Annotated in this window: 20 protein-coding genes and 16 tRNA genes; 5 read left to right on the forward strand and 31 right to left on the reverse strand. The window is 55.3% G+C overall.

Annotated elements, in window-relative coordinates:
* Positions 1–42 precede the first annotated feature (42 nt).
* The 21 genes from VV869_RS08445 to mutY all read right to left on the reverse strand — a co-directional run bounded on the left by VV869_RS08445 (position 43) and on the right by mutY (position 7,669).
* Complete coding sequence (locus VV869_RS08445; protein WP_337734535.1) at positions 43–1,299, reverse strand: HD-GYP domain-containing protein; 1,257 nt, start codon at positions 1,297–1,299, stop codon at positions 43–45.
* 552 nt (positions 1,300–1,851) lie between these two features.
* Positions 1,852–1,927 (reverse strand) — tRNA-Asn (locus VV869_RS08450).
* Positions 1,928–2,080: 153 nt separating this feature from the next.
* Positions 2,081–2,156 (reverse strand) — tRNA-Phe (locus tag VV869_RS08455).
* A gap of 3 nt (positions 2,157–2,159) precedes the next feature.
* Positions 2,160–2,235 (reverse strand) — tRNA-Thr (locus VV869_RS08460).
* Positions 2,236–2,244: 9 nt separating this feature from the next.
* Positions 2,245–2,320, reverse strand: a tRNA-Asn gene (locus tag VV869_RS08465).
* Between the two features lie 154 nt (positions 2,321–2,474).
* Positions 2,475–2,550, reverse strand: a tRNA-Phe gene (locus VV869_RS08470).
* Positions 2,551–2,553: 3 nt separating this feature from the next.
* A tRNA-Thr gene (locus VV869_RS08475) sits at positions 2,554–2,629 on the reverse strand.
* 9 nt (positions 2,630–2,638) lie between these two features.
* Positions 2,639–2,714 (reverse strand) — tRNA-Asn (locus tag VV869_RS08480).
* A 148-nt stretch (positions 2,715–2,862) separates the two neighbouring features.
* A tRNA-Phe gene (locus VV869_RS08485) sits at positions 2,863–2,938 on the reverse strand.
* Between the two features lie 135 nt (positions 2,939–3,073).
* Positions 3,074–3,700, reverse strand: coding sequence for a glutathione S-transferase family protein (locus tag VV869_RS08490; protein ID WP_337734536.1), 627 nt, complete (start codon positions 3,698–3,700; stop codon positions 3,074–3,076).
* Positions 3,701–4,042: 342 nt separating this feature from the next.
* Positions 4,043–4,118, reverse strand: a tRNA-Asn gene (locus VV869_RS08495).
* A 47-nt stretch (positions 4,119–4,165) separates the two neighbouring features.
* Positions 4,166–4,241: transfer RNA gene (locus VV869_RS08500), tRNA-Phe, on the reverse strand.
* A 3-nt stretch (positions 4,242–4,244) separates the two neighbouring features.
* Positions 4,245–4,320 (reverse strand) — tRNA-Thr (locus tag VV869_RS08505).
* A 9-nt stretch (positions 4,321–4,329) separates the two neighbouring features.
* A tRNA-Asn gene (locus VV869_RS08510) sits at positions 4,330–4,405 on the reverse strand.
* Positions 4,406–4,452: 47 nt separating this feature from the next.
* Positions 4,453–4,528, reverse strand: a tRNA-Phe gene (locus VV869_RS08515).
* Between the two features lie 3 nt (positions 4,529–4,531).
* Positions 4,532–4,607: transfer RNA gene (locus tag VV869_RS08520), tRNA-Thr, on the reverse strand.
* A gap of 9 nt (positions 4,608–4,616) precedes the next feature.
* Positions 4,617–4,692: transfer RNA gene (locus tag VV869_RS08525), tRNA-Asn, on the reverse strand.
* A gap of 42 nt (positions 4,693–4,734) precedes the next feature.
* A tRNA-Phe gene (locus tag VV869_RS08530) sits at positions 4,735–4,810 on the reverse strand.
* Positions 4,811–4,928: 118 nt separating this feature from the next.
* The gene (gene mltC / locus VV869_RS08535; protein WP_337734537.1) at positions 4,929–6,062 is read right to left on the reverse strand and encodes a membrane-bound lytic murein transglycosylase MltC; all 1,134 of its coding nucleotides are present in this window, start codon (positions 6,060–6,062) and stop codon (positions 4,929–4,931) included.
* 110 nt (positions 6,063–6,172) lie between these two features.
* Positions 6,173–6,448 carry an oxidative damage protection protein gene (locus VV869_RS08540; RefSeq protein ID WP_337734538.1) on the reverse strand — a complete coding sequence of 92 codons (276 nt, stop codon included), beginning with the start codon at positions 6,446–6,448 and terminating at the stop codon, positions 6,173–6,175.
* A 195-nt stretch (positions 6,449–6,643) separates the two neighbouring features.
* Positions 6,644–7,669 carry an A/G-specific adenine glycosylase gene (mutY, locus tag VV869_RS08545; protein ID WP_337734539.1) on the reverse strand — a complete coding sequence of 342 codons (1,026 nt, stop codon included), beginning with the start codon at positions 7,667–7,669 and terminating at the stop codon, positions 6,644–6,646.
* A gap of 189 nt (positions 7,670–7,858) precedes the next feature.
* Here mutY and trmB point away from each other — a divergent pair, with 189 nt between their 5' ends.
* The 3 genes from trmB (at position 7,859) to VV869_RS08560 (ending at position 10,188) form a co-directional block, all read left to right on the forward strand.
* The gene (trmB, locus tag VV869_RS08550) at positions 7,859–8,596 is read left to right on the forward strand and encodes a tRNA (guanosine(46)-N7)-methyltransferase TrmB (protein ID WP_337734540.1); all 738 of its coding nucleotides are present in this window, start codon (positions 7,859–7,861) and stop codon (positions 8,594–8,596) included.
* A 103-nt stretch (positions 8,597–8,699) separates the two neighbouring features.
* A complete protein-coding gene (glsB, locus tag VV869_RS08555) occupies positions 8,700–9,620 on the forward strand; it encodes a glutaminase B (RefSeq protein WP_337734541.1) in 921 nt (306 codons plus the stop codon).
* A 100-nt stretch (positions 9,621–9,720) separates the two neighbouring features.
* Complete coding sequence (locus tag VV869_RS08560) at positions 9,721–10,188, forward strand: hypothetical protein (protein ID WP_337734542.1); 468 nt, start codon at positions 9,721–9,723, stop codon at positions 10,186–10,188.
* 53 nt (positions 10,189–10,241) lie between these two features.
* Here the strand turns inward: VV869_RS08560 and hemW are convergent, their stop codons facing one another.
* From hemW to VV869_RS08595, 7 genes are all read right to left on the reverse strand, one after another.
* A complete protein-coding gene (gene hemW, locus VV869_RS08565) occupies positions 10,242–11,399 on the reverse strand; it encodes a radical SAM family heme chaperone HemW (RefSeq protein WP_337734543.1) in 1,158 nt (385 codons plus the stop codon).
* A complete protein-coding gene (locus VV869_RS08570) occupies positions 11,399–11,992 on the reverse strand; it encodes an XTP/dITP diphosphatase (RefSeq protein WP_337734544.1) in 594 nt (197 codons plus the stop codon). Before VV869_RS08570 ends, hemW begins: the two co-directional genes overlap by 1 nt.
* Before the next feature lie 132 nt (positions 11,993–12,124).
* Entirely contained in the window at positions 12,125–12,550 is a 426-nt protein-coding gene (locus VV869_RS08575) for a DUF4426 domain-containing protein (protein ID WP_337734545.1), read from the reverse strand.
* A 220-nt stretch (positions 12,551–12,770) separates the two neighbouring features.
* Complete coding sequence (yggU, locus tag VV869_RS08580; protein ID WP_337734546.1) at positions 12,771–13,067, reverse strand: DUF167 family protein YggU; 297 nt, start codon at positions 13,065–13,067, stop codon at positions 12,771–12,773.
* Positions 13,064–13,621 carry a YggT family protein gene (locus tag VV869_RS08585; protein WP_337734547.1) on the reverse strand — a complete coding sequence of 186 codons (558 nt, stop codon included), beginning with the start codon at positions 13,619–13,621 and terminating at the stop codon, positions 13,064–13,066. Before VV869_RS08585 ends, yggU begins: the two co-directional genes overlap by 4 nt.
* A 9-nt stretch (positions 13,622–13,630) precedes the next feature.
* Positions 13,631–14,449, reverse strand: a complete 819-nt coding sequence (gene proC / locus VV869_RS08590; protein WP_337734548.1) for a pyrroline-5-carboxylate reductase — start codon at positions 14,447–14,449, stop codon at positions 13,631–13,633.
* Between the two features lie 28 nt (positions 14,450–14,477).
* Positions 14,478–15,191, reverse strand: coding sequence for a YggS family pyridoxal phosphate-dependent enzyme (locus VV869_RS08595; RefSeq protein WP_337734549.1), 714 nt, complete (start codon positions 15,189–15,191; stop codon positions 14,478–14,480).
* Positions 15,192–15,214: 23 nt separating this feature from the next.
* Here VV869_RS08595 and VV869_RS08600 point away from each other — a divergent pair, with 23 nt between their 5' ends.
* Together VV869_RS08600 and VV869_RS08605 are read left to right on the forward strand one after the other, a co-directional pair.
* Positions 15,215–16,246 carry a type IV pilus twitching motility protein PilT gene (locus VV869_RS08600; protein WP_337734550.1) on the forward strand — a complete coding sequence of 344 codons (1,032 nt, stop codon included), beginning with the start codon at positions 15,215–15,217 and terminating at the stop codon, positions 16,244–16,246.
* Positions 16,247–16,272: 26 nt separating this feature from the next.
* The gene (locus VV869_RS08605) at positions 16,273–17,379 is read left to right on the forward strand and encodes a PilT/PilU family type 4a pilus ATPase (RefSeq protein WP_337734551.1); all 1,107 of its coding nucleotides are present in this window, start codon (positions 16,273–16,275) and stop codon (positions 17,377–17,379) included.
* 364 nt (positions 17,380–17,743) lie between these two features.
* Here VV869_RS08605 and ruvX read toward each other — a convergent pair whose 3' ends face one another.
* The 3 genes from ruvX to gshB all read right to left on the reverse strand — a co-directional run bounded on the left by ruvX (position 17,744) and on the right by gshB (position 19,836).
* Complete coding sequence (ruvX, locus tag VV869_RS08610) at positions 17,744–18,172, reverse strand: Holliday junction resolvase RuvX (RefSeq protein WP_337734552.1); 429 nt, start codon at positions 18,170–18,172, stop codon at positions 17,744–17,746.
* A complete protein-coding gene (locus VV869_RS08615; protein WP_337734553.1) occupies positions 18,169–18,738 on the reverse strand; it encodes a YqgE/AlgH family protein in 570 nt (189 codons plus the stop codon). The genes ruvX and VV869_RS08615 overlap by 4 nt, the downstream gene beginning before the upstream one ends.
* Before the next feature lie 150 nt (positions 18,739–18,888).
* Positions 18,889–19,836: a glutathione synthase gene (gene gshB / locus VV869_RS08620; RefSeq protein WP_337734554.1), complete on the reverse strand. Its 948-nt coding sequence runs from the start codon at positions 19,834–19,836 to the stop codon at positions 18,889–18,891.
* Between the last annotated feature and the right edge of the window lies 1 nt (position 19,837).

Here is a 19,837-nt window from a genome sequence, read left to right on the forward strand (position 1 = left end):
TAAACAAAACGCCGCAGACATGCGGCGTTTTGCTATACCCAATTAGTCATCCGGCTCAAAGTAGTAAGAAATCCGGATCCGTGGGTTGAGGTAGGTATAGACTTTCTCCGGCAGCCTGTTGGGCGCAATCGCCCGTTCAATCCGCAATTCACTGTCTTCCAGCTCCAGGATCGGGGCCTCATTGGAGGGGACGGTCGGATCATAGAGCAGGACATTTGGAAACAGCAGGCTTTCGGAGTTCACCGAGATCACCAGCCCGAGTTGTTGGTTTGACAGCTGTACTACACTACCGGGCGGGTAAACACCCAGCAGGCGGATGAGCAACGCCAGGAAGTCGTTGTTGTACTGATCTTTTTTGTTCTTGAACAGGTAGGAGAGGGCACTGTACGGGATCCGGGACTTCGATGGGTCCTGCGGATGGCACAGGTTATCGTAAGCATTGACGACCGCCACCAACTGGGCTTTGAGATCGATCTTATCGGCTGGCAACTGATTGGGGTAGCCGCTGCCATCGAGCAGTTCATGGTGCTGGCTTAAAATCGGTTTGGCAGACTCCGGAAAATCCTCGGCCAGGTTGGCCAAGTCCAGGCTGTATTTGGTGTGCAGCTTCAGATAGTTGTCTTCCGGCTCGGTGAGCGGCGTGGTCTTGCGGGTAATCGCCGTCGGGACCTTGAGCTTGCCCATATCGTGGAACAGGGCCCCCAGGGCGATTGCTTTGATATCTGCCGCCGGCATCCCGCTGGATTTCGCCAGCATCATCGCCATGATGGCCACATTCAGGGAATGGAAGTAGATGTCCTCCGACTCCTGGCTGTCATTCATCAGGTGCAGAGCGAGATTGTCGCTCTCCATCAGCGCATCGACCATTTCCTCAACCAGCAGCTCGGCTTCCTGGATGGCGGTGACCGGGCGACTTTTGATTTTGCCGACAATGGCACGCAGCTGGGCCATGGAGCGGTTGAAGCTTTTCTCGCATCGCTGCAGCTTACGTTTGTAGTTTTTTAAGCGGGTGATCCGGGATTGTTTTTCCTGCCACAGTTTTTCGGCCTGCTTGTCGAGAAACTGGCTTTCGTCTTCAGTGAGTGCCTCGACCGGCGTCTCCGGATCCAGCGGCTTGGTGTCGCTTTTCTCCGGGATCAGATAAACAAACTTCACCCCGAGATTCTTAATCAGGCGAATTTGCTGGTGATCTTTAATTTTGAAATGATTCAGTAGAAAAGGATGATCAGTCCACTGCAAGGGGAGCTTGATATACAGCCCTTCGGTTAAACGCTCTACCGAGAGTTTGATGCTTGCCATTGTTTTTCAGCGCAGCCTGTCTTCTTATACTTGTACACGAATTTGCCCCGCTCGACACATTGTCCTCTTCCCTGATACGGCCAGATGTGGATCTGGCAGCGGGTCAGCAATCCGGGTAGCAATATTTTATTGTAAACTATATCAATCAGCCTCCCAATATGCCATGCAGTGGGTATCCCCCCGCTTTTTCCCGGAAAGTCGATGAAGGTCAGGTAAGGTGGTCGAGGGTAGGACATAGAATACGCGCGTGTGGCAAGGCAATGGCGTGGGGATGAACAAGTTGTCGGTCATGCGGCAAGGCTTCAAAAATGGCACCAAGCTGGACTTGGGCACCCTTCCGCCTGCAACACTTGAGCCCGGTGAATCAGGCGCGTCGCGTGAACGACAGGTATAAAAAAAGCCTCGTCTTTCGACAAGGCTTTTAAAGTGGCTCTCCCTGCTGGACTTGGACGGGGCGGCCTTCCGCCAGCGACATTTGATATCGGTGAATCAGACGCGTCGCGTGAACGACAGGTATAAAAAAAGCCTCGTCTTTCGACAAGGCTTTCAAAGTGGCTCCCCCTGCTGGACTTGAACCAGCGACATACGGATTAACAGTCCGCCGTTCTACCGACTGAACTAAGGGGGAATTGTTTGTTACTGTGTTGCTATCGTGATGAGCACCACAATGAAATATGGTGCCTTGAGGGCGGAATCGACCGCGCCCGGCCAGGGACCGACACATGATTGCAAAGCAATCACAGATGGTTTGGCTATCTTGTTGAGCACCACATTATAAAAATGGTGCCTCGAGGCGGAATCGAACCACCGACACGAGGATTTTCAATCCTCTGCTCTACCGACTGAGCTATCGAGGCAAATGGTGCCGACTACCGGAATCGAACTGGTGACCTACTGATTACAAGTCAGTTGCTCTACCTACTGAGCTAAGTCGGCACACAAATTTGGCTCCCCCTGCTGGACTTGAACCAGCGACATACGGATTAACAGTCCGCCGTTCTACCGACTGAACTAAGGGGGAATTGTTTGTTACTGTGTTGCTATCGTGATGAGCACCACATTGTAAAATGGTGCCTCGAGGGCGGAATCGACCGCGCCCGGCCAGGGACCGACACATGATTGCGAAGCAATCACAAATGGGTTTAGCTATCGTGTTGAGCACCACATTGTAAAAATGGTGCCTCGAGGCGGAATCGAACCACCGACACGAGGATTTTCAATCCTCTGCTCTACCGACTGAGCTATCGAGGCAAATGGTGCCGACTACCGGAATCGAACTGGTGACCTACTGATTACAAGTCAGTTGCTCTACCTACTGAGCTAAGTCGGCACACAAATTTGGCTCCCCCTGCTGGACTTGAACCAGCGACATACGGATTAACAGTCCGCCGTTCTACCGACTGAACTAAGGGGGAATTGTTTTTTATTGCGTTGCTATGTCGCACCACAATGAAATATGGTGCCTCGAGGGCGGAATCGACCGCGCCCGGCCAGGGACCGACACATGATTGCGTAGCAATCACAGATGGTTTAGCTATCGTTACCAGCACCACATTATAAAAATGGTGCCTCGAGGCGGAATCGAACCACCGACACGAGGATTTTCAATCCTCTGCTCTACCGACTGAGCTATCGAGGCAACGGGGCGCATTAAATCGGTTTTGGGCCATTGCGTCAATGCTTTTTTAGTGAAAACAGACCAAAACACCTTTTTTTAGGCTGATCGCTCGGTTTTTGAACTTTGCGCGTTTGGTCTGCTGTTCATTGCGATGGATCAGGGATGGTTGAGCGCTTGTTGTTCAAGGGCCAAGGCTCGGGCCAGTGCCGGTCGGCGATTAACAAATTGGCGGTATTTTTCCAATTTTTCCGGAACTTTTTGGTCGAATTTCACCGCCCAGTTCAGGGTGTGCGTCAGCAAGATATCGGCGACCGTGGGGAAATTACCGAGCAGGTAGGCATCCTGATGGACGCGGGCCTCTGCGACCTGGATTGCTTTTTTAAACTCCCAAGCTGCGACCGAGAGCATTTCCGGCAACCGAATTTTTTCCGGCAGCGCGAAGCGGTGTTTTCCCAATGTCCACAGCGGTTGTTCCAGTTCGGTGATCGTGAAGCTGACCCATTCATGGTGTGCAGCGGACTCCGGGGTGCCGGGTTTCGGCAGCCAGTGCTGACCATATTTTTCTGCCAGGTAGAGGCAGATTGCCGCTGATTCTGTCATGAACGTTTTATCATCTTTCAGGCAGGGAACTTTGCCGCTGGGGTTCATGGCGAGGAAACCGGGTGAGCGGTGCTCGCCGCTATTGAAGTCGACCAGCTGGTATTCCCATTCCAGACCCAGCTCTTCCAAGAGCCATGACACCCGCAGTGAGCGGGTGCGCGGGTATCCGTATAACGTAATCATACCGTCATCCTTGAATGTTGACTGTGTGATTAACCTTAGTCAAAAAGCGCTGACCGGTCGATGTTGTTGATGGGGTAGGGGACGGTCTTCCGCCAGCGACGTTTGATACCGGTGAGTAATACCAATCGTAGTAAATAAATGCTCATTCTAGCTTGTTAAAATGTTCGATAACTGCGTTAGAATTTTTGATTGTAGAATAACTACTTATCGAAAAATTCCGCCTTGTTCTCAAACATTTTTCCTACGCTATTTCTGAGCACTTACTTACTGTGATTGGTATAAGACGCATCGCGTGAACAACAGGTATAAAAAAAGCCTCGTCTTTCGACAAGGCTTTTAAAGTGGCTCCCCCTGCTGGACTTGAACCAGCGACATACGGATTAACAGTCCGCCGTTCTACCGACTGAACTAAGGGGGAATTGTTTGTTACTGTGTTGCTATCGTGATGAGCACCACAATGAAATATGGTGCCTCGAGGCGGAATCGAACCACCGACACGAGGATTTTCAATCCTCTGCTCTACCGACTGAGCTATCGAGGCAAATGGTGCCGACTACCGGAATCGAACTGGTGACCTACTGATTACAAGTCAGTTGCTCTACCTACTGAGCTAAGTCGGCACACAAATTTGGCTCCCCCTGCTGGACTTGAACCAGCGACATACGGATTAACAGTCCGCCGTTCTACCGACTGAACTAAGGGGGAATTGTTTGTTACTGTGTTGCTATCGTGTTGAGCACCACATTGTAAAATGGTGCCTCGAGGCGGAATCGAACCACCGACACGAGGATTTTCAATCCTCTGCTCTACCGACTGAGCTATCGAGGCAAATGGTGCCGACTACCGGAATCGAACTGGTGACCTACTGATTACAAGTCAGTTGCTCTACCTACTGAGCTAAGTCGGCACACAAATTTGGCTCCCCCTGCTGGACTTGAACCAGCGACATACGGATTAACAGTCCGCCGTTCTACCGACTGAACTAAGGGGGAATTGTTTTTTATTGCGTTGCTGCGTCGCACCACAATGAAATATGGTGCCTCGAGGCGGAATCGAACCACCGACACGAGGATTTTCAATCCTCTGCTCTACCGACTGAGCTATCGAGGCAACGGAGCGTCATTAAACGGTTTTTCGGCCTTGGCGTCAACCTCTTTTTTCACAAAAATGACCAACTGCTTGCTTTTTATACACGCGGGCGTTTTTAAGCTATTTCATTGTCATTTCATCAGATTTTGCCGCGATTGAATTCCTGTTGGAACTTGGTCACTTTCTGCAAATAGCGACGCGCTTCCGCTTTGGGGTGCTTGTTGGCCAGCGCCCAGTATACCTGGTTGGGTTGTAACTGGTTGAGATCCTGCATGGCGCGTTTGCGGTCGGCGTGGAATGTTTTCAACACGCCACCAGTACCACCGTTGTAAGCCGAGATCATACTGTAGTGGAGCGACAGGGGATCGCGGATGTCTTTGAGGTAGCGGTTGCGCAAAATATAGAAATACGCGGTGCCGGTATCGATATTTTTCGCCGGATCGAACAGGTATTGCGGGGACGGCTTGCCGGATTTGTTCTTCACGAGCTTAAACACGTCCGCACCGGCCGTATTGGGTACAACCTGCATCAGCCCATAGGCGTTGGCGTGGCTCACTGCATACGGGTTGAAACTGCTTTCGGTTTTGATGATCGCGTAGATCAGATCCTCCGGGATCCCGTAGCGACGGGAGGCATCCCGGACAATACTGGCATACTTATAGCTTCGCTTGTTGACGTGATCGGCCACCATGGGGATCTCGACATAGTAGGCTTGCTGGTAGCGGACCTGGCGCTTTTTGAGTCGGGTAGCGATCAAGTGATCGGCAAACTGGTTGGCCCGCCAGGACCACTCAATCGGCTGTTTATCCTGATCCAGCACCTGGCCGTAGAGAAACGGCTTGCCATTGAATTCGATCCCGGAGTCTGAGTAGAGATCGACGCCGGCCGGATCATCTGGGGTCAGCAGGGTGGTGGTGATGGCTTCTTTGAGGTGTTTTTCGGGCTCGGTGGTGGCGACGGTTTCGACGACGATCACCCCGCGGACGAAATCGACATGGGCCCGGCTTTGGTAGCCGTCGGTATATTTCACATACTGGCGTTTACCAGCCACCAGATTGTCGTCATCGCCCCAGTAACGGTGCACCTGGCCGCTGAAGCTGTCCATCAGGCGGTCTAAAGCGGCGGCATCTTTGGTAAACTGGCCGGGCAGGGGAGCCAGGTTCTTGGCAAAACGGTTGGTTGTGCCGTAGTCGACATCGTAAATATTTTCGACAAATTCTCGGCTGCAACCGCTAAGCATCAGCAGTGAAAAAATAAGGGCGCGTTTTTTCATAATCCCCGGAAAGAAAAATGACATCACTTGTTGGGCACAAATGATGTCATTTTCTGGCACTTAGCGTAAGTATTTTTCACCCGAAAGCGGGGAAAGCGTGAGACGCTGGCTTATTTCTCGCTTGGCGGTGTATAGCCGTCGATCACCACATCCTGACCTTCGAACAGGAATTTCACCATTTCGTTTTCCAGCAGCTTGCGGTGCTCTGGATCCATCATGTTCAGTTTCTTTTCATTGATCAGCATGGTTTGCTTGCCTTGCCACTCAGCCCAGGCTTCTTTGGAAATGTTGTCGAAAATACGCTTGCCCAGCTCGCCCGGATACAGTTGAAAATCCAGACCATCCGCTTCTTTCTTCAGGCGGGCGCAAAATACGGTACGGCTCATCGGGTGGCTCCTTCAGTTAAACCTTCATGAATACGGCTCCATTTATACCAGAGAGCGGCATGTGCTGCCAGATTTCCCCGGGGCGAGGATTTTTTGACGGGGCGGATGCGGGTTCGTGAACTAATGTGCGTTCGTGAACTGATGTACGTCAACAGGGCTCAGTGGAACACTGAGCCCGACAAACAGGGGCTGTGGTTATGCTGACGCCGGTGTGTTGCGGGTCAGGAACTTGCGGATTGGGGTCGGCAGACCCAGTTCATCGCAGGCCTCGAACGGAAACCATTGCTGGTTGTCCGTTTGCTCGCCTAAGCTGTCGACGTGCCAGACTTTGGCATCCAGTTTATAGTGGGTAAAGGTATGCTTAAAGCTGCCTTTGAGCCGGACATGATCGCCGAGCTGTTTGGGCTCAAGATGAATTTGCGGCAGGCACCAGAGCGCGCCCCAGATCCCGTTGTCGGCCCGTTTCTCCAGCAGCAGTTTGCCGTCGGATTCAATCCACAGAAACTGTCCTGCCCGGGTCGGGATGGTTTTCTTCGGCTTCGGGGTCGGCAGCTGATCGACCCGGTTGCTCTGATAGGCGATGCACTCGGGTTGAAAACTGCAGTCATCACAAATTGGATTTTTCGGCTTGCAGACCGTCGCGCCCATATCGAGCAGCCCCTGGGCAAAGGCCCGGTTGTTTTCCGTTGGGGTAAAGGTTTCGGCCAGGTGCCAGAGGGTTTTATCGACCTGGCTAGTGCCCGGTACGCCCTCGATGCCGAAAAAGCGGCAGAACAGGCGCTTGACGTTGCCATCGACAATCGGACCATAGGCGTTGTAAGCAAAGGAAGCAATGGCCCCGGCGGTATAGCGGCCGACGCCCGGGATTTTCAGCAGGCTCTCAAGCTGATCCGGAAACTGACCGCCGCATTCTTCGGTAATGTACAGGGCAGCTTTGCGCAGATTGCGGGCCCGGGAGTAATAGCCCAGGCCCTGCCAGTGATTCATCACTTCATCTTCCGTGGCGGCTGCCAGAGCCTCAATGGTCGGGAAACTGGCTATCCAGCGCTCGAAGTAGGGGATCACCGTGGCGACCTGGGTTTGCTGGAGCATAATTTCCGATACCAGCACCCGGTACGGGGTCGGGTCCTGCTGCCAGGGGAGATCGTGGCGGCCATGGGTCTGCTGCCAGGTAATGAGTCGTTGTTGAAAGCTGGTCGGTGTCAAAGGCGGGTGCATCATAAATATACTTCTTTGAATTGCTCACTTTACGGGCCGCCTGGGAGCGTGCCATGATGATGTTGGTTATAATTTTTGCTGCTGATTGCACCATAATCTGAGGGCGGTCGCAAACGATAGACTTGCACTCGGCGCGTATCTTTGGATAATGCCGACGCTTAGTTTTTATTCTTTTCTAGTTTAGGTAATACGATGAGCGAAGTTTCTAAAGCCTCTGGCGAAGTCACCCTGTCTGAATTTAACGAAGACGGTAAGCTAATCCGTAAAATTCGCAGCTTTGTTCGTCGCGAAGGTCGTTTGACCAAAGGCCAGGAAACGGCTATGGATAACAATTGGCCGGCGATGGGTATCGACTTTGCTCAACAGATGCTGGACTGGAAGGAAGTCTTTCATCGTGAAGCGCCAGTTGTGCTGGAAATCGGCTTTGGTATGGGTGCTTCTCTGGTTGAAATGGCGAAAAATGCCCCGGAGAAAAACTTCATCGGGATTGAAGTTCACAGCCCGGGCGTCGGTGCTTGTCTGATGGGCGCCGAAGAAGCTGGGCTGACCAACCTGCGCGTGATGTGTCACGATGCGGTTGAAGTGTTTGATTACATGATCCCGGACGGCAGCCTGGACACGGTACAGCTGTTCTTCCCGGACCCATGGCACAAAGCACGTCACCATAAACGCCGTATTGTTCAGCCTGAGTTTGTGGAAATGGTCCGCAAGAAGCTGAAAATCGGTGGTATCTTCCACATGGCGACTGACTGGGAAAACTACGCAGAGCACATGGTGGAAGTGATGAATGTTGCGCCGGGTTATGAGAACACCGCCACTGACGGTGATTATATCCCGCGTCCGGACGATCGTCCGCTGACCAAGTTTGAAGCGCGCGGCCACCGTCTGGGCCACGGCGTCTGGGATATGAAGTTCGCACGAACTGAGTAATCTCCCTTTTCGGGCCGGGTGGATGGATGTTTGCACCGGCCATTCTCAATCAGAATCCAGAAAGCCAGCCTCGTGTTGGCTTTTTTACCCTTGGAGAACATGAATGAAGCCGACAGAAGCATTGCTTAATGACATTCTGGATGAAGTCCGGCCGTTGATTGGTCAGGGCAAGGTCGCGAATTATATCCCGGCGCTGGCCAATGTCCCGGCCGATAAGCTGGGGATTGCCGTGTGCTATAACGATGGCGAAATCATCCAGGCCGGTGACAGCGAAGAAGACTTCTCGATTCAGTCGATCTCCAAGGTGTTGAGCCTGACTCTGGCCATGACCCTGTATGAGCCGCAGGAAATCTGGCAGCGGGTCGGCAAAGAGCCGTCCGGCCATGCGTTCAACTCGATGATCCAGCTGGAGCTGGAGAACGGGATCCCGCGCAACCCGTTTATCAATGCCGGTGCCCTGGTGGTGTCGGACCTGCTGCACAGCCGTCTGTCGGCGCCGCAGTACCGGATGCTGGAGCTGGTGCGTGAGCTGTCGGGCGCCCCGCATGTGGTTTATGACAAAGACGTCGCCAACTCGGAAATGCAGCACAGCGATCGCAACGCATCGATTGCCTACCTGATGCGCTCGTTCGGTAATTTTGAGAACGAGGTGATGCCGGTGCTAACCAACTATTTCAGCTACTGCGCGCTGAAAATGAGTTGTGTCGATCTGGCGCGTACTTTCAGTTACCTGGCCAACAAAGGGCTTCCTTTGGGCGCAAAAAAATCGATCATCAGCCAGACTCAGAGTAAGCAGATCAATGCCCTGCTGGCCACCTGCGGCCTGTATGACGGCGCGGGTGAGTTTGCCTATCGGGTCGGGATGCCGGGGAAATCCGGGGTCGGTGGCGGGATCGTTGCCATCGTTCCGGGGGAAATGACCATTGCCGTCTGGTCACCGGAGCTGGATCCGTCCGGCAACTCCCTGGCTGGCACCGCCGCGCTGGAGCTGCTGGCCGAGCGGATTGGCCGCTCGATTTTCTAAGCCAAGCGATGAGGCAGGGCATCGCTTTCCACTGAAGGGGATGCCTATGTTTGGTTGTGACAGGTTGGATTGTAACCGGCGTGACACGCAGGGTGTGAGGGTGCCAGGGCGCAATGCGCTGGCATTCAGTCTGATCGCAGCGCTCTGGATGCTGTGTTTACCCACTCAGGCGACAGCGCAAAACCAGTCTCAGGTTCAAATTCAAGCGGAAGATCAGACTCAGCTTTGCCAGCCGCAGTGGCTCAACTCGGTGAGCCTGCAGGACGGCACCTTGACCCTGGCGATGGCCGGGGACCGTTTCAATGTTGAGTCCGACGGCCAGCTCTATTACGACGTGCATAAAGTCCGGCTGAGCGCCCAGCAGATGGACGTGCTGTCCGACTACCATCAATTCATGCAGCAAGAACTCCCCTATGTCTTGTCCCACTCGCAGCGGGTGGATGACCGACTGTGTCAGCATCTGGTGATACGCCGGGCTAAAGAGCGGGCGATCCAGCGCCAGATCCCGGCCCTGAAGCACTGGCAGAGCGTCAGCCTGGTGTCGCAGAGGTCACAGAGCGAACCCTAAAAAAACGCCTGATGTGTGGCATCAGGCGTTTTTTGTCGGGCGGGGCTGGCCGTTTAGTCTTCGTCGACGAACGCTGCCAGCAGATCGTTGAGGAAGAGTTTACCGTGCTCGGTGATCTGCCATTCATTGCCCCGATCGGCCAAGTAGTTCTGAGCCAGCGCCCAATTGATCGAGGCGTCAATTGCGCTGAGCGGTAAGCCGGTCCGTTCGACAAAGTCCTGTTTCGGACAGGCTTCCAGCAGGCGGAAACGGTTCATGAAGAACTCAAACGGCCGCTCGCTGTCTGCTACCTGGGTTTGCTGGTCCAGATAGGGCTTTTGCGGGTTGAGGTAGCCGCGCGGGTGCTTCACTTTGACCGTTCGGGTGATGGTGCCGTCGGCAAAGCTGATCTTGCCGTGAGCACCGCAGCCAATCCCTAAGTAATCACCGAAGCGCCAGTAGTTGAGGTTATGGCGGCACTGTACACCGGGCTTGCTGTAGCCGGAGATCTCGTACTGGACATAGCCGGCTTCACGCAGCAGCTGGTGGCCCTGCTCGAAAATATCCCACAGATCATCATCATCCGGCAGCGTTGGCGGCTTGGAGTAGAACAGGGTGTTCGGCTCGATGGTCAGCTGGTACCACGACAGGTGCGGCGGATCCAGCGCAATGGCCTGCTTGAGATCGGACAGTGCATCGTCAATCGACTGATCCGGCAGCCCGTGCATCAGGTCGAGGTTGAAACTGTTGAGGCCCGCTTCTTGTGCCAGCTGCGCGGCGCGTACGGCTTCACGGCTGCCGTGGATCCGGCCCAGACGCTTGAGTTTGTCGTCCTGGAAGCTCTGGATGCCGATCGAGATCCGGTTCACCCCGACTGCCCGGTAAGCTTTGAACCGATCGGCCTCCACCGTGCCCGGGTTGGCTTCCATGGTGATTTCAATATTGTCGGCAAACGGGATCCGGGCCTGGATTTCGCGCAGCAGGCGGCCGATCTCTTCCGGGGAGATCAGGCTTGGCGTCCCGCCGCCAATAAAGATGGAGTGGAGCGGTCGGTCGCCGTTGGCCAGCCGATATGCGGCCAGATCGGTGTCCAGATCCTCCAGCAGGGCATCAATGTAGTCCAGCTCCGGGATGTCAGCTTTGAGTGCGTGCGAGTTGAAATCGCAATACGGGCATTTCTGCACGCACCACGGAATATGGACGTACAGGCTCAGTGGTGGCGGGACTAGCATCAGGCGTCCTTCAGGGCGGCGAACAGTTGTTGCAGCGCCTTGCCGCGGTGCGACAGTTGCTTCTTACGAGCCGGCTCAAGTTCGGCAGAGGCACATTGGTCTTCCGGCACCCAGAACACCGGATCATAGCCGAAGCCGTTTTCGCCGTGCGCCTCGGTCAGGATGCGGCCTTCCCAGGTGCCGTGGCAAACCAGCGGGGTCGGATCGTTTTCATGACGCATCATTACCAGCACGCAGTGGAAGCGGGCGGTACGCTCGGCTTCCGGCACTCCGTCCATCTCGGCCAGCAGCTTGTTGAGGTTGTCCAGATCGGAAGCATCCTCACCGGCAAAGCGCGCGGAATAGATCCCAGGTGCCCCCTTGAGATAATCCACTTCCAGGCCCGAGTCGTCGGCAATGGCCGGCAGACCGGTTTCTTTCGCGGCATGACGAGCTTTGATAATGGCGTTTTCGATAAAGGTGGTGCCGGTTTCGGCCACTGAAGAAACCTGGTAGTCACTCTGGGCTACCACATCAAAGCCGAAATCAGCCAGCAGGCTTGCCATCTCTTTTACTTTGCCCTGGTTTCCCGTGGCCAGTACTAGTTTGCTCATCGCTATCCTCGCAGCGTCTGTATCGTCGTGGGGCGCTATGATAAACCCAATTGTACCGTGTCACCAGCCTGCCAGCGGCGTGCAGCGGAGCGTGGGGAAATGGCAGGAGCCGACTGGCTCCTTAACCGGTTGTTAATCGACGAAGAAGGTCTGCTTGAAGGCGATCTGGCCGCTGTTGCCGCCCTGGAACACATCAATGGTGAAGGTGAAGCTTTCTTCATTGGCGTGGCTGAGTTCAGCAATATAGTAAATGGCATCGCCTTCGCGAATTTCACGGAACGAGAGATTGCGGATGGTGCCCAGCAGGTTTTTGGCCTCGCCGGACACGGTGGCGGTGACTGCCGGTTTACCCGCCTGGGCGGTATCGAGCACCGTGATATTGACCACGGCCGAGTAGCGGCTGCGCTGGATCCGGTAGGCATTGGCAATCTCCGGGGTCAGGAAGGTCGATGGAAAGCTTGAATAGTGCACTTCCAGATCACCGATTTTGGTCACTTGTTCGGCTTGTACCGGCAGGGCCGTCAACAAGAGCAAAGCGAGGCTGAATAACCATTTCATTGTGATATCTCCAAGAGAAATTAGGGCCTTTGGCAACCCGATAGCATTATTGTCGGTCAGTTTTGGGTGATTCACCACAAGGAATGTAGGGAGTATTCCTGAGCTGTGGCAAAGTGCTGCCAGTGTAGCGGATTTTTAAGTGCTTGTTTTAAATCGGATTGAAAAGGGAGATGTTCATCGCGGTGGAAGCGCGGCCAGGCGCAGGCGCCCGGCCGGGGAATTAGTGGAGCAGTGTTTCAATTGCGGTTGGGATCTCGCGCGGGGATTCGATGCGCACCTGTTTGTGGCGTCCCAGCTCCCCCTTTTCGATCGCCACCTGTCCCTTGGCCACCTTGAACTGTTTGGCCAGGTACTTGGTCAGGTGCGCGTTGGCCTTGCCGTCTACCGGCGGGGCGGTGATGGCGACTTTGAGTTCGTCACCATGCAGGCCAACCAGCTGGTCGCGGCTGGCCTTGGGCTGGATATAGAGCCGTAGGATCAGGTCGCCCCCGTCCCGGGAAACCGCGTGCTGACTCATAGCTGGTGCCAGATCGGACCGATCAAATCGCCCATCAGGAAGTTGGCAAACTGCAGGCCGATGAACAGCACCAGAACGCTCAGGTCCAGGCCGCCCATGGCCGGGATGATCCGGCGGATCGGCGCAGTCATCGGCTCGGTCAGCTGGTGCATCACGTATTCAACCGGGCTGCGGCCCTGGCTGACCCAGCTCAGAATCGCGCGCAGCAGCAACACCCAGAATAACAGGCCACCGGCCGCCTTGAGCAGCGACAGGGCGCCGACCCAGAGAAAATCAGGGCTGAAAGCCAATGCGCCGCCGGTCAGGACCAGTTGCAGGGTGATGAACTTGGCAATGCTCAGCACATAGGCAAACACCAGCGTTGCCAGATCGAGCGAACCGATTGACGGGATCACGCGGCGCAGCGGGCCCACCACAGGTTGGGTGGCTTTGACGACAAACTGGGAGAACGGGTTATAGAAGTCGGCCCGGGCCCACTGGAGCCAGATCCGTAGCAGCACAACCATGATGTAGAGATCAAACAGGGTGTTGACCAAAAAACCGAGTGAATTCATAACGTAACCTTAAAATAATTTTTCCATTTCTTCAGCGCGGGCGACGGCTGCACGCATTGCTTTTGCTACGATATCACCAAGTTGATGTTCGTTAAACGTGCGCAGGGCTTCTGCAGTGGTTCCGCCTTTCGAAGTGACCTGCTCGCGCAGGGTCGACAGCTCGGTGTCCGGGTTGGCGACGACCATCGCCGCGGCACCGTTGGCGGCTTGCTGGACCAGCTGGCGGGCGGTCTGCGGATCAAATCCCTGGCGGATCGCTTCGGCCTGCATCGCTTCCATAAACAGGAAGAAGTAGGCAGGCGCACTGCCGGCTGCGGCAATCACGCCATTAATCCCGGATTCTTCTTCAACCCAGCAGACTTCGCCGACGGCTTTCATCAGGGTTTCGGCAAACTGTTTGTCAGCCGCTGGGACCGTCGCCGGGGCGTACATGCCGCTCATCCCTTTACCGAGCAGCGATGGGGTGTTTGGCATCACCCGAACCAGCGTCAGCTCGGTATTGAGCATCTCGTTGAAGCGCTGGGCGGAGATCCCGGCGGCAATCGAGATCACCAGCTTCCCGGCAAAGTTAATCGCCTGGAGCGGACGGCAGACCTCTGCCATCAGTTGTGGTTTGACGGCTAGGACGATCACATCCGCCTGCTCGGTAGCCCGGAGGTTATCATCGGTGGTGTGGATCCCGTAATCACGGGCCAGCGGCTCCCGACGGGCCGGGCTGGGGGCCGTGGCGGTGATTTTGTCCGGCGCGTAGCCGCTGTGAACCAGACCGGCGATGATGGAGCGGGCCATATTTCCGGCCCCGATGAAGGCGATTGAACGTTGTTCCATGTCTAATCCTTAGTTAAATCCTGAATATTTACGCTTGGGCGTTGCTGTAATCACGCGCCCCGAAAATAGCGGTGCCGATCCGGACGATGGTACTGCCGGCGGCGATGGCCGCTTCCATATCACCACTCATCCCCATCGACAGGGTGTCGAGCTGCGGGTGTTTGGCCTGTAATTTTTGTTGTGCGTCGGCCAGGGCGCGAAAGGCCGCGAGCTGGCTGTCATAATCTTCTGCTTTTTGCGGGATCGACATTAACCCGCGTAGCACCAGGTTGGGCAGCGCGGCGATGTCATCGGCCAGGGCCGCCAGCTCGTCAAAACGGATCCCGGATTTACTGGCTTCGCCGCTGGTGTTGACCTGCAGCAAGACATTGAGCGGCGGCAGGTGCGCCGGTCGTTGCTCGCTGAGTCGGCGGGCGATCTTGAGCCGATCGACGGAGTGGACCCAATCGAAATGCTCGGCAATCGGGCGGGTTTTGTTGGACTGGATCGGGCCGATGAAATGCCAGCTCAGCTGCGCTGCTTGTGGATGATCGGCAAAATGCTGAATTTTGTCGACGCCTTCCTGCACATAGTTTTCACCAAAAGCGAGCTGCCCTGCGGCGATGGCCTCGTCGATGGCGGCAATCGGCTTGGTTTTGCTGACGGCCAGCAGCTGGACGGAATTCTCGGTCCGGCCGCATTTTTCAGAGGCCGCTGTTATCTCAGAGATGACCTGTTCAATGTTTTGTTTGATACTACTCATAATTGATTCTGTAGGAAAAATTAATGGATATCACCGAACTACTGGACTTTAGTGTAAAGCATAATGCCTCTGATCTGCACCTTTCTGCCGGAGTGCCGCCGATGATTCGGGTGGATGGCGATGTCAGAAAGCTCAGCCTGCCGGAACTGGAGCATGGGGAAGTGCACCGGTTGGTATTTGATATTATGACCGACGCCCAGCGCCGGGAGTTTGAAGAGAAGCTGGAAGTGGACTTCTCGTTCGAGCTGCCACAGGTCGGCCGTTTCCGGGTCAACGCCTTTCACCAGTCGCGCGGCTGTGCGGCGGTGTTCCGGACCATTCCGGTCCAGGTGCCGTCACTGAGCTCACTCAACGTCCCTGACATTTTCTATAGCATTGCCCAATGCCAGCGCGGCCTGGTCCTGGTAACCGGTGCGACGGGCTCGGGGAAATCGACCACGATCGCGGCACTGGTCGATTACATCAACGAAAATTTTAACCGCCATATTCTGACCATTGAAGATCCGGTGGAATTTGTCCATCACGGCAAACGCTGCCTGATCAACCAGCGCGAGGTCCATCGTGATACCCATAGCTTCCACCAGGCATTGCGCTCGGCGCTGCGTGAAGATCCGGATGTGATTGTGGTCGGTGAGCTGCGCGATCAGGAAACCATCAGCCTGGCGCTGACGGCGGCGGAAACCGGCCACCTGGTGCTGGGGACGCTGCATACCAGCTCGGCGGCAAAAACCATTGACCGGATCATCGATGTGTTCCCGGGCAATGATAAGGCGATGGTGCGCTCGATGTTGTCGGAGTCGCTGCGGGCGGTGGTGTCGCAGAACCTGCTCAAGTGTGTAACCGGGGGCCGGGTCGCGGCTCATGAGGTGATGATGGCAACCCCGGCGATCCGCAACTTGATCCGGGAAGATAAAGTGGCGCAGATGTACTCGATGATCCAGACCGGTTCGGCACTGGGGATGCAGACCATGGAGCAGAGCGTCAAAATGCTGGTGGCCCAGGGCATCGTCGATGCCGAGGAAGGGCGCCGGGTTGTCGACAATGCCCGGTTGTAGGTTGAACGGAGAGGAAAGGGAACAGCATGACATTACAGCAGATCCTTGAAGAGATGGTGCGCTGCAAAGCCTCGGATCTTTACATTACGGTGGACTCGCCGGGCCTGCTTCGGGTCGACGGTCATTTGCATCCGGTCGGCGACGTGCTCGATCGCCGGGCGGTGGATGGGTTATTTGACGATGCGATGGACGGTCAGCAGCAGCAGGAGTTTGCGGCCACCAAGGAGGCGAACTTTGCCCTGGTGCGGGGAGAGCTGCGCTTTCGGATCAGTGCCTTCTGGCAGCGGGAAATGCCGGGGATGGTGATCCGCCGGATTGAAACGGAGATCCCGGATCTGCATGCGCTCTGTCTGCCGATGGACATGCAAAAGATGGCCCTGGCCAAGCGAGGGCTGGTGCTGGTGGTCGGGGCCACCGGCTCGGGCAAATCGACCACCATGGCGGCGCTGACCGGCTATCGCAATAACAACCGCAGCGGTCATATTCTGACGGTGGAAGATCCGATTGAGTTCGTCCACAAACACAGGCGTTGCATCATCACCCAGCGCGAAGTCGGGCTGGATACCGAAAGCTACGATGTCGCGTTGAAAAATTCATTGCGCCAGGCGCCGGATATGATCCTGATCGGTGAGATCCGGACGCCGGAGACCATGGAATATGCGATGAATTTTGCCGAAACCGGCCACCTGTGCATGGCGACCCTGCATGCCAACAATGCCAACCAGGCGCTGGAGCGGATCCTGCACTTAGTGCCGAAAGAGCGACGGGAGCAGTTCCTGTTTGATCTGTCCCTGAACTTGAAATGTATTCTGGCCCAGCAATTGATCCCGGATGCGAAAGGCGTCGGGCGTCACGGTGCATTTGAGCTGTTGCTCAATACGCCGCGGATCGCCGATTTGATCCGTCGCGGCGAGCTGCACGAGATTAAAGAAGCGATGGCGAAATCGACCGATTCGGGGATGATGACCTTTGATCAGTCGCTGTATGAGCTGTTCAGTCAGGGCAAAATTACCGAGCAGGACGCATTGCACCATGCCGATTCGGCCAATGATTTACGCCTGATGATCAAAGTCGGCAGCAAGACCCAGCAGGCCAAAAATGCCCTCGATGGCGTGACCATTGATATGCGATAGCGCGTCTTTTTCAAATTTCCTATCACCTTACGAAAGCTTTAGGGTTGGGATGATCCTAAAGCTTTTTTTACTGCTCAATAATCATAAGTTACTGATAATAAATGGATTTGTCTAATGGTAAAATTAAGCGGTGCAGCTTGATGAGCTTTTGGGTTCCGGAAGTCAAAAAGCTGTACAAGCTGATCAGGCCCCGGATCCGCCGGGATCGCCGGATCCAGTTGCGAGTGTTCTTAAAACGTAGGATCTTTTTGCTGTAATTGACGGGAAAAGCTGTACAGGGTGGCGTGTGAATGTCAGAGGCGAGCGATTGGGATTGTTGGCCGTTGTCGGCCTGCTCGCCCCTGGTGAAGGCGCTGACGGTTGATCAGCCGTATTGTTGTTCAAACCAGCTTTCGAGGATCACCACGGCGGATTGGGAGTCGATGTTGCCTTTGCTCAGGTTGCGGTAGCCGCCCCTATCAAATAAATCGGCCCGGGCCTCTGCGGTGCTGAGGCGTTCGTCATGCAGCTCGACCGGACAGCCGAAACGGCCGTGCAGGCGGTTGGCAAACTTTTTGGCGCGCGGAGTAATGGCTTCGAGTTCGCCGCCGTGGAGATCCAGCGGCAGGCCAACCACCACCAAATCCGGTTGCCATTCCTTTAACAGTTTCTCGATGGTTTCCCAGCTCGGGATCCCATCTTTGGCTTTCAGGGCGGCCAGCGGGGTCGCGGTGCCGGTCAGCTCCTGGCCGATGGCGACCCCAATACTGGTGGTGCCGTAATCAAATGCTAATACGCTGCGTGAATGACTCATGCATGTCCTGTTTGTGTTGAAAGGTGAGCGGCGTTGATGCCGAGTTGTGCGACAGCTTTGCCCCAGCGCTCACTGATTGGGGTATTAAAGACCACCTCCGGATCGGCTTCCGTGGTCAGCCAGGTGTTTTCGGCCAGCTCCTGCTCAAGCTGTCCGGCATTCCAGCCGGCATAGCCGAGGGCGACCAGAAATTTTTCCGGTGCTTTGCTGGTGCCCAGCAACGCCAGGATATCTTTGGACGTGGTGACGGAGAGTTGCTCGGTAATATCGATGCTGGAGCTGAAGTCCTCATCCTGCTGATGCAGGTGCAACACAAAGCCCCGATCACCGGAGACCGGGCCGCCGTTAAACACAGGTTGTTCCAGGCTGGCCGGATTTTTCAGCGGTAAATCGCGCTCGACTTCAATTTGATCCAGCATGTTGCCGACGGAAATATCAATCGGCAGGTTGATCACCAGCCCCATTGCCCCTTCTTCATTGTGCTCGCAGATATAGACGACACTTCTTTTGAAGTTCGGATCCTGCATGCTGGGCATGGCGACCAGAAAATGATTCGTCAGATTCATAAGTGTGCCCTTACAACCTATCCTGTTACTTACAGTATGCCGACTAATTGCCGGAAATGGTATGGAATGAAAAAAGTTCAGCGGCGGTCATTCTGACCGCCGTGAATGTTTCCGGTATGGGCTTGCCAGGCCGGAAGCGGAACGGGTGCGTCAGGCCTTGACCATGCGCTCGATCGCATCCATCAGCTTACCGGTGATCGAAATATCAAAGGCGGCTTCAATCTCGCGGATACAGGTCGGGCTGGTCACATTGATTTCCGTGAGCTTGTCACCAATCACGTCCAGGCCGACGAAGATCAGGCCTTTTTCTTTCAGCACCGGTGCGACGGCTTCAGCGATCTGGCGATCGGTGTCGCTGATCGGACGGGCTTCTCCGCGACCACCGGCAGCCAGGTTGCCGCGGGTCTCGCCTTTGGCCGGGATCCGGGCTAGGCAGTATGGCATCGGCTCGCCGTCGACGACCAGGATCCGCTTATCACCGTTGGTGATATCCGGGACGAACGTCTGCGCCATGCAGTAGTGCTGGCCGTGGTTGGTCAGGGTTTCGATGATCACCGAGACGTTCGGATCGCCCTGCATCACGCGGAAAATTGAAGAGCCGCCCATGCCGTCCAGTGGCTTGAGGATCACATCCCCGTGCTCTTGCTGGAAGGCTTTGATCTTGGCCGCGCTGCGGGTGACCACGGTGTTCGGGGTCAGTTCCGGGAACCAGGCGGTGAACAGTTTTTCGTTACAATCACGCAGGCTTTGCGGTTTGTTCACGATCAGGGCACCTTCCTGCTCGGCACGCTCGAGGATATAGGTCGCGTAGATGTATTCGGTATCGAACGGCGGATCCTTACGCATCAGCACGGCATCCAGCTCGGACAGGGCAATTTCCTGCTCGCTGTGGAATTCATACCAGCCGTTCGGATCTTCTTTCAGGCTCACGGTGCGGGTGCGGGCCACGGCTTTGCCTTGCTCCAGTGACAGGTCGTTCATTTCCATATAATGAATTTCCCAGCCCCGGCGCTGCGCTTCCAGCAACATGGCGAAGCTGGAGTCTTTCTTGATATTGATGGACGCGATTGGGTCCATCACGATACCCAGTTTGATCATA

It is taken from the genome of Photobacterium sp. MCCC 1A19761 (assembly GCF_037389125.1).
GTDB lineage: Bacteria > Pseudomonadota > Gammaproteobacteria > Enterobacterales > Vibrionaceae > Photobacterium.

What these genes read in the sequence shown, in the direction of transcription:
- VV869_RS08445 (WP_337734535.1), bottom strand. Translation starts at nt 1,299, where the DNA reads ATGGCAAGCATCAAACTCTCGGTAGAGCGTTTAACCGAAGGGCTGTAT.
- VV869_RS08490 (WP_337734536.1), bottom strand. Translation starts at nt 3,700, where the DNA reads ATGATTACGTTATACGGATACCCGCGCACCCGCTCACTGCGGGTGTCA.
- mltC (WP_337734537.1), bottom strand. Translation starts at nt 6,062, where the DNA reads ATGAAAAAACGCGCCCTTATTTTTTCACTGCTGATGCTTAGCGGTTGC.
- VV869_RS08540 (WP_337734538.1), bottom strand. Translation starts at nt 6,448, where the DNA reads ATGAGCCGTACCGTATTTTGCGCCCGCCTGAAGAAAGAAGCGGATGGT.
- mutY (WP_337734539.1), bottom strand. Translation starts at nt 7,669, where the DNA reads ATGATGCACCCGCCTTTGACACCGACCAGCTTTCAACAACGACTCATT.
- trmB (WP_337734540.1), top strand. Translation starts at nt 7,859, where the DNA reads ATGAGCGAAGTTTCTAAAGCCTCTGGCGAAGTCACCCTGTCTGAATTT.
- glsB (WP_337734541.1), top strand. Translation starts at nt 8,700, where the DNA reads ATGAAGCCGACAGAAGCATTGCTTAATGACATTCTGGATGAAGTCCGG.
- hemW (WP_337734543.1), bottom strand. Translation starts at nt 11,399, where the DNA reads ATGCTAGTCCCGCCACCACTGAGCCTGTACGTCCATATTCCGTGGTGC.
- VV869_RS08570 (WP_337734544.1), bottom strand. Translation starts at nt 11,992, where the DNA reads ATGAGCAAACTAGTACTGGCCACGGGAAACCAGGGCAAAGTAAAAGAG.
- VV869_RS08575 (WP_337734545.1), bottom strand. Translation starts at nt 12,550, where the DNA reads ATGAAATGGTTATTCAGCCTCGCTTTGCTCTTGTTGACGGCCCTGCCG.
- yggU (WP_337734546.1), bottom strand. Translation starts at nt 13,067, where the DNA reads ATGAGTCAGCACGCGGTTTCCCGGGACGGGGGCGACCTGATCCTACGG.
- VV869_RS08585 (WP_337734547.1), bottom strand. Translation starts at nt 13,621, where the DNA reads ATGAATTCACTCGGTTTTTTGGTCAACACCCTGTTTGATCTCTACATC.
- proC (WP_337734548.1), bottom strand. Translation starts at nt 14,449, where the DNA reads ATGGAACAACGTTCAATCGCCTTCATCGGGGCCGGAAATATGGCCCGC.
- VV869_RS08595 (WP_337734549.1), bottom strand. Translation starts at nt 15,191, where the DNA reads ATGAGTAGTATCAAACAAAACATTGAACAGGTCATCTCTGAGATAACA.
- VV869_RS08600 (WP_337734550.1), top strand. Translation starts at nt 15,215, where the DNA reads ATGGATATCACCGAACTACTGGACTTTAGTGTAAAGCATAATGCCTCT.
- VV869_RS08605 (WP_337734551.1), top strand. Translation starts at nt 16,273, where the DNA reads ATGACATTACAGCAGATCCTTGAAGAGATGGTGCGCTGCAAAGCCTCG.
- ruvX (WP_337734552.1), bottom strand. Translation starts at nt 18,172, where the DNA reads ATGAGTCATTCACGCAGCGTATTAGCATTTGATTACGGCACCACCAGT.
- VV869_RS08615 (WP_337734553.1), bottom strand. Translation starts at nt 18,738, where the DNA reads ATGAATCTGACGAATCATTTTCTGGTCGCCATGCCCAGCATGCAGGAT.
- gshB (WP_337734554.1), bottom strand. Translation starts at nt 19,836, where the DNA reads ATGATCAAACTGGGTATCGTGATGGACCCAATCGCGTCCATCAATATC.